Annotated in this window: 8 protein-coding genes; 7 read left to right on the top strand and 1 reads right to left on the bottom strand. The window is 76.4% G+C overall.

Annotated elements, in window-relative coordinates:
* From ACIF8T_RS32015 to ACIF8T_RS32005, 3 genes are all read left to right on the top strand, one after another.
* Positions 1-230, top strand: a 230-nt coding sequence (locus ACIF8T_RS32015; protein WP_400039860.1) for a Rieske (2Fe-2S) protein, incomplete at its 5' end; no start/stop codon positions are given.
* A gap of 385 nt (positions 231-615) precedes the next feature.
* Positions 616-759: a hypothetical protein gene (locus ACIF8T_RS32010; protein ID WP_400039859.1), complete on the top strand. Its 144-nt coding sequence runs from the start codon at positions 616-618 to the stop codon at positions 757-759.
* Positions 760-1,421: 662 nt separating this feature from the next.
* Positions 1,422-2,645, top strand: a complete 1,224-nt coding sequence (locus ACIF8T_RS32005; RefSeq protein WP_400039857.1) for a PP2C family protein-serine/threonine phosphatase — start codon at positions 1,422-1,424, stop codon at positions 2,643-2,645.
* A 313-nt stretch (positions 2,646-2,958) separates the two neighbouring features.
* Here ACIF8T_RS32005 and ACIF8T_RS32000 read toward each other — a convergent pair whose 3' ends face one another.
* Positions 2,959-3,144, bottom strand: a complete 186-nt coding sequence (locus tag ACIF8T_RS32000; RefSeq protein ID WP_400039855.1) for a hypothetical protein — start codon at positions 3,142-3,144, stop codon at positions 2,959-2,961.
* Between the two features lie 171 nt (positions 3,145-3,315).
* Here ACIF8T_RS32000 and lexA point away from each other — a divergent pair, with 171 nt between their 5' ends.
* The 4 genes from lexA (at position 3,316) to ACIF8T_RS31980 (ending at position 6,288) form a co-directional block, all read left to right on the top strand.
* A complete protein-coding gene (gene lexA, locus ACIF8T_RS31995) occupies positions 3,316-3,987 on the top strand; it encodes a transcriptional repressor LexA (protein WP_400039854.1) in 672 nt (223 codons plus the stop codon).
* 143 nt (positions 3,988-4,130) lie between these two features.
* Positions 4,131-4,577, top strand: coding sequence for an SRPBCC domain-containing protein (locus ACIF8T_RS31990; RefSeq protein WP_400039852.1), 447 nt, complete (start codon positions 4,131-4,133; stop codon positions 4,575-4,577).
* Positions 4,574-4,942, top strand: a complete 369-nt coding sequence (locus ACIF8T_RS31985; protein ID WP_400039850.1) for an ArsR/SmtB family transcription factor — start codon at positions 4,574-4,576, stop codon at positions 4,940-4,942. The genes ACIF8T_RS31990 and ACIF8T_RS31985 overlap by 4 nt, the downstream gene beginning before the upstream one ends.
* A gap of 440 nt (positions 4,943-5,382) precedes the next feature.
* Positions 5,383-6,288, top strand: a complete 906-nt coding sequence (locus tag ACIF8T_RS31980; protein WP_400039848.1) for a hypothetical protein — start codon at positions 5,383-5,385, stop codon at positions 6,286-6,288.
* The last annotated feature ends 430 nt before the right edge of the window (positions 6,289-6,718 follow it).

The raw sequence follows: 6,718 nt of genomic DNA, 5'->3' as shown, positions 1-6,718 counted from the left end.
TGCAATGTCCCTGGCACGGCAGCGTCTTCCGGCTCGCGGACGGCTGGAACGTGCGCGGTCCCGCCACCGCCCCCCAGCCCGCCTTCGACACCCGCGTCGTCGACGGCCATGTGGAGATCCGCCTGCGCCTGCGGGACCGCGACGGCCACGGCCGCGCGGACGGCACCCGGGGCGCGCACCGGCGCCGGGCCGGCTCCACGACCGGCAGAGCCCACCGGCACGACACCTGACACCCGCCTCGCGCAACGCCTCCGCGGGGTGCTCCGGGGTACGGGGCGGACCTGTTCGACGGGGCACGGACGGCCGCCCGGCGGCCGGCTCGCGGCCATGAGGGATGCGCGCTCCACACGGCGGCCCAAAGCACGGCGGTCCGGCCGCGCGGACGCCCGCTGCCGGAGCGGCCCCGGCCGTGGGACGCGGCGCCGAACTCGTTGGCGACGTTCCGGCTCAGCCGGCTGCTCGGCAAGGCGTCGGTGACCATGGTCCGCCGCGGTCTCCCTCCACGCGGTACGTGGGTCCGCAACGGCCGGCCGAGCTCCACGAGGAGGCGCGGACCGAGGGCGGCAAGGACACCGTGGGCGAGCTGCTGACCCGCCCTTCCGCATGAGCGTCCGGGTGACCTCGACCCTGACCACCGGCCGGCTGCTCCCGCCGCGCGCCACGCGCACCCCCATGGTCGCGCTCACCACCCCGGCCGGGGCGGACACGCTGCGGCCGGCCCACAGCGCGCTGGTGGAGAAGACCACCGGCGGCGACTGACGCGGGCTCCGCTCCGGGAGGACCGGGCCGGCCGAGGGTACGGCGATCAGCGGATCCAGGGCCTGCCGTCCGGACCGGGCCGGCCGAGGGGCGCGGCCCCTTCCGGCCGGGCCGGGCCGCCACGGCTCCGGCGAGACCCGGCCATGCCCCGACGACGTCCCGGCCGTCGGCGGACCGTCCGGCGAGCACGGAGGGGGAACGGAAGGGACAGGACGGCCGAACGAAGCGGCCGGGGGCACGCCACCGCGGCCCGGCTTCAGCGGCTTCCGGGAAACCGGCCGGCATGCGGCCGCCCACCGACCGGTGTCGTGGTCGTCGCCCGTCCACTCCGGCACCCGGCCCCCCGGACACCCGCCGGCCGGCCGCTCGTCCGGCACCGTTCCCGGCGCTTCCCCTGCCGCGCGCGGAGCCGGAACGCAGCCGAGCGGTGATCCGCCCCGCCCTCGTGACGGCGTCGAGGAGATACGCCGGCCGGGTGCGCCCTCCGGGCACGTGGACCACGCCTACGGCCAAACAGGATCGCGGTGATGCCCAGGCCGACGCGGCGCGCGTGGGCCGGCCCGCCCGCTCCCGGCCGGTCTCCGCGAACGTCGGGAGCCGGGTGCCGACCGGTGGAACTTGCCGGGCTGGTGCATCTCCAGGGGGTCCGCGGGGAATCCGACGTGGACGGCTGGGAGGTGCCTGTGTGGGGCGATGAGGGACTGGGTCTGGACGAGGTGCTGCGGGCGGCGGAGGACGCCGCTCCGGTGGAGTCGGTGGACGTCGTGGCCCGGAACCTGGAGAAGCGGTTCTCGGCCACGGAGGTGTGCTTCTGGTTCGTCGACATGGTCGGGCAGGAAGCCGTACGGCTGCCCCGGTCCGGTACGGCGGCACAGGTACGCGGCGAGGTGGTGAGGGTCGCGCTGGCGGACAGCGTCTACGACCGGGTGCTGCGCTCCCAGCGTCTGCACCAGGAGCCGGACGGGGAGGGCGGGTTCCGGATGGCCGCCCCGGTGACGAACCGGGGCGACTGCGTCGGCGTCCTGGAGATGGTGGTGCCGTACGCGGACGACGCGGTCCGCGACGCGGTGGCCCGGGCGGCGCACGCGCTCGCGTACATCGTGGTCACCGACCGCCGCTTCACCGACCTCTACCACTGGGGCCGGCGGACCACGGCGGTGAGCCTGGCCGCGGAGATCCAGCACCAGCTGCTGCCGTCGGCGTCCTGCTGCGAAGCGGCCCAGTTCACCCTGGCCGGCGGCCTGGTCCCGGCCGACGACATCGGCGGTGACACCTACGACTACGCGCTCGACCAGACCGCCCTGCACCTGTCCCTCACCGATGCGATGGGGCACGACACGGCCTCCGCGCTGCTGGCCACACTGACCGTCAACGCGCTGCGCGGGGCCCGCCGCGCCGGCTGCGGCATCCTCGACCAGGCGTACGCGGCCCACCGGGCGGTCAGCGGCCACGCGCGCGGCATGACCACCGGCCAGCTGCTGCGCGTCCAGCTGGACACCGGCGCCTGCGAGCTGGTCAACGCGGGCCATCCCTGGCCCCTGCGGCTGCGCGGCACCCGGGTGGAGGAACTGGCCCTCAAGGTGAACCTGCCCTTCGGCGTGCCCGCCCCGGTCACCTATCAGGTGCAGGAGCTTCAGCTGGAACCCGGCGACCGCCTGGTGCTGATCACCGACGGCATGCGCGAACGCGCCGCCGCCGCGGTCGACCTGCCGGCCCTCGTCCACGACACCCGCGAGGAACACCCCCGCGAGGTGGTCCGTGCCCTGACCACGGCGGTCCACGAGGCCTGCGGGGGATCCCTGCCCGACGACGCCACCACCATGGTGCTGGACTGGCACGGCGGCGGTTCGGGCGGGCGCCGCGCCGACTACGGCTCCAACAGCTGAACGGGGGCGTCCCCCTCGAAGAGGCCTGCGCGCAGCCGGTCCGCGTGCACCGCGGACACCCCGGACCGGAGTACGGGCAGGACAGGGCAGCGCACGCGCCGAACGGCGTGGGGCCCGCCCTCCGCCCGGAGGGCGGGCCCCACGCCGGACCGCTCCTGGCTGCCTTGATCAGCGGCGGGAGAGGACCGCGCGACGGGCCGCGTGACGGGCTCAGGGCAGGGTGCTCCGGGTGCTGATCAGGCCGGTGAGCGGCCGCGGGCCGCCCGCGGCCGTCGTGGCGGAGCATCGGGCCGCGGGCGAGCGGACACGAGGGTCAGCGCGTGCGGCTTCGACCACGGTCCGTGCCGTCCTCGGCGTACGGGTCGCGGACGTCGCCGGCCGGGTGGCGGTGGCGGAACTCCGCCGGGCGGCCCGGCACGGCCTCGGCCGGGCCGTCGACGCCCGCCTCCACGCGGTCACCCGTGCGGCGTGCGACGGCTCCGGCCCGTGGCACGGCCACCCCGCGAAGCACCGGACGTGCCCCGTTTCCCGGCATACGTGCGCTTTGGCCGCGCACGGGAAGACGTCGAAGGCCTGCCTGCGGCGTCCGCGGGTTCGAAGCCCTGTTCCCTTTGCCGGGGTACGCGGGATAGGGTCGCGCTCTGAGCGATCTTGTGCGGAGGTGCCCCGGATGGAGAACAACGCGCACACCCGGCGGGGGCGGCCGCCGGGCATCCGAACCGTCCCGGGTGAACTGACGGCGCGCCAGGAGGCGATCGTCCGGTTCATCGCGCAGACCGTGCTGCGCCAGGGCTACCCGCCGTCCATGCGGGAGATCGGGCAGGCGGTGCAGCTCGCCAGCACCTCCTCGGTCGCCCACCAGCTGATGACCCTGGAGCGCAAGGGCGTTCTCTACCGCGACCCGAACCGTCCCCGCGCCTACCGGGTGCGGTCCCCGGAGGCGCCCGGGGCGGACGGCGGGGGCGGGGAGCCGGTCGACGTGCCGCTCGTCGGGCGGATCGCCGCCGGAACGCCCCTGCTCGCCGAGGAAGTCGTCGAGGACGTGTACCGCATGCCGCGCCAAGTGGTCGGCGAGGGCGAGCTGTTCGCGCTGACGGTGTCCGGCGACTCCATGGTCGAAGCCGCGATCTGCGACGGCGACATCGTCACCGTGCGACGGCAGGACAGTGCCGACCACGGGGACATCGTCGCCGCGCTCCTGGGCGAGGAGGCCACGGTGAAGCAGTTGCACCGCCGCGACGGGCAGGTGTGGCTCATGCCCCGCAATCCCGCCTACGAGCCCCTTCCCGGCGACGGCGTGACCATCCTTGGCAAGGTCGTCGCGGTCCTGCGCACCCTCTGAGCAGGGCCTTCGACAGGGCGGCGCCCATGGGTGCCCGAATGTCCCGTGGGAGGCGCGGCCCCAGGCGCAACCGTGGAGTTGCACCCCGAAGGGTGATGTGCAACTCTGGAGTTGCACTGATGGTGACGACGAAGGAGTCCCTCATGAGCGAGGACCGGATCGAACGCGAAACCCTGATCGCGGCACCACTGGAGCGGGTCTGGTCCCTCGTGGCCCAGCCCGGGTTCTGGGTGGCCGACAAGGCGAGCCTGCCCGGCACCGTGGCCAGGGAAGGCGAGACGATGGTGGCGAGGAACCCCGAGCACGGCGACTTCCCGGTACGGGTGGAGAAGGTCGAGCCGCCGACGTACCTGGCCTACCGCTGGACCAGCGCGTTCCCCGGCGAGGAACTGCGCGAGGAGAACAGCACCCTCGTGGAGTTCACGCTGACCGAGGAGGGCGGCCGGACGCGGCTCCGCGTCGTCGAGAGCGGGTTCGCGGCGCTGGCCGGGTCCGAGGAACTGCGCAGCCAGAACCACAAGGACCACAGCGAAGGCTGGCCGCTGGAGCTCGACGCGCTCAAGACGCGCGCCGAGCAGCCCTCCGCATGACCGAAGAACGACCCGGTGCCGCCGAGGCCGTCGACAGCGTCCTCGGCGCACTGGCCGACCCGACGCGACGCCGGCTGCTCGACCTGCTCGCCGGCCTGGGGGAGGCCACCGCCACGACGCTCGCCGAACGCCTCCCCGTCTCGCGGCAGGCCGTGGTCAAGCACCTCGCCGTGCTGGACGCCGCGGGGCTGGTCTCCGGCGGCCGGGTCGGACGCGAGGTGCGGTACGCGGTGCGGCCCGCGGGGCTGGACGCGACGGCGCGGTGGATGGCCTCCCTCGCGGCCGACTGGGAGCGGCGGCTGGCGACCATCAGACGCGTCGCCGAGGCGGCGGAGCGGGACGCGGGTCCGGCGGACGCCCGCTGAGGAGGGAAGGGCACACGGCCGCGACAGCTCCGCGCACCGCCGGCGACCGGTCGCCGGACGCGGCGGCCCCCGGCCCCGGGGACGCGGACGGCGCAGGACGGAACGCCGACCGGATCCCGGCCCGCCTCCTCGGCGTCGACGCGTCCGCCGCAGAGGTCGCGGCGGTCGCCCCCGGTGTCGTCGCCGGCGCACGGCCCGCCTCCGGCGACCGCGTCAGCCCCGGCACCTGGAACCCCGGCCGGATCACCGCCGAGCACGCGGACCGCGCGGACCTGATCCGCGGGCCCGACCGACCACGCACGGTCCCGGGCCGCCGTGCTGTGCGACGCCGCGCTGCGGGGCTGGACGGTGGCGGGCCGGAGGCGGGACGCGCCGCCGCGGCCGCCGGCTGATCCGGGGCGCCGCGACCGGCCGGAACGCTCGGACGTACGCTCGGGCCCATGGGGTGGGGACCGGTGGGCCGAGGGGTGGGCCGCGCGTGGTCGGCCTGGACGCCGGCCGAGCGCGAGGCGGTTTCCTCGGCGAGCGCGGCGCAGCTGCCGGCGGCTTCCGTGGCGTGGTGGATCGGTTCATTCACGCGGGACGACTACGGCCTTCCCGTCGGGGGCCTGGGAATGTTCTGCCTGTGCCTCTTCCTGCCGCTGGTGCTGCCGGTCCTGGGGCTGCTGCACTCGACCCTGCAGCTCATGCCGGGCTGGCTGCTCGCCGAGTGGCTGGAACGGCCCCTGCCCCGCGTGCCCCGGTGGGGCCGGCGGCTGCTGGGCACCGCGGCCGTGGGCGTGGTGTGGGCCGTGGCCGCCGCGCTCGCCGTGGACCGGCCGTTCGCGGCGACGGCGGTGTGGTGCGCCGCGCTCGGTGTCTGGCCCGTCGCGTGGGCCGCGTTCGTCCGGCGGCGGGCCGAGGCCGCCGGGCGGTCGTGGGGGTGCCTGGGGCTGTGGTTCCGCTCGGCGTCGGCCTCGGCGGGGCTGTGCGTGCTGACGCTGCTGGGCGGGCTGCTGGCCACGGCCGCCGGGCTGGTGGAGCAGTACGAGCCTCCGAAGCTGTCCCGTGACCGGCTGGCCGGCGTCTGGCGCGGGGAGGGCGGGGCCGTGCTGCGGCTGCTGCCCGGCGGACGGGCCGAGGCGGCCGATCTGCCGATGAACGGCCCCGGCTGGGACGCGGTCACCTGCGACGGCACCGGCAGGTGGCTGCCCGACTCCGAGGGCCGCGCCGGCGTCCGCGTGACGGTCGCGGGCTGCGGCGACGGGACGACCTGGACGATCGGCGGCACGCGACGCGAGCCGGAGCTCTTCGTGGCTCTCGGCGACCCGGACGCGGGGGACCTGCGGATCCTCAAGCGGGCCTGACCCGGTACGGGGGCAGGGGGGCCGTCCGGCGGGGGAGACGCGGTGACGGCGGGCGGCGGGGGCACAGGACGCGAACGTGCGCGCGGGACGGCCGTGTCGGCGACGGTGGTGGCCGTCGCGGCGGTGGCGGGGCCGTGCCGGCCGCTCCGCCTGCGTCGGCCGGCGGGCCGCAGGCCGCGGCACCGGTCGTCCTGGACGACCCGGCGGCCGGACGGAACAGGAACGCCGGCGTGGCCGGCCTCCTGTCCACCGCCCCGGGAGAGGGTCTCCGGTGCGGTGAGGCGTTCGCCCCCGTACCGCGCCCGCCGGGCTCCGTGCCCGGCCCCGGCTGTCCGGCCGGCCGCTGCGGGAACCTCCACAGCCGCTTCCCGGCGGTCGAGAAAGACCGGACGTACCGGGCCGGCGCGGTGACCGCGGCGGCCGCCCGCCG

This window comes from Streptomyces sp. NPDC085946, assembly GCF_044540485.1.
Lineage (GTDB): Bacteria > Actinomycetota > Actinomycetes > Streptomycetales > Streptomycetaceae > Streptomyces.
The sequence above is the reverse complement of the archived record's forward strand: the minus strand, read 5'-3'. Positions and strand labels throughout refer to the sequence as shown.

Bases quoted from the DNA above. Each gene is read 5' to 3' on its own strand.
- lexA (WP_400039854.1), top strand. From the start codon at position 3,316: ATGGAGAACAACGCGCACACCCGGCGGGGGCGGCCGCCGGGCATCCGA.
- ACIF8T_RS31985 (WP_400039850.1), top strand. From the start codon at position 4,574: ATGACCGAAGAACGACCCGGTGCCGCCGAGGCCGTCGACAGCGTCCTC.
- ACIF8T_RS31990 (WP_400039852.1), top strand. From the start codon at position 4,131: ATGAGCGAGGACCGGATCGAACGCGAAACCCTGATCGCGGCACCACTG.
- ACIF8T_RS31980 (WP_400039848.1), top strand. From the start codon at position 5,383: ATGGGGTGGGGACCGGTGGGCCGAGGGGTGGGCCGCGCGTGGTCGGCC.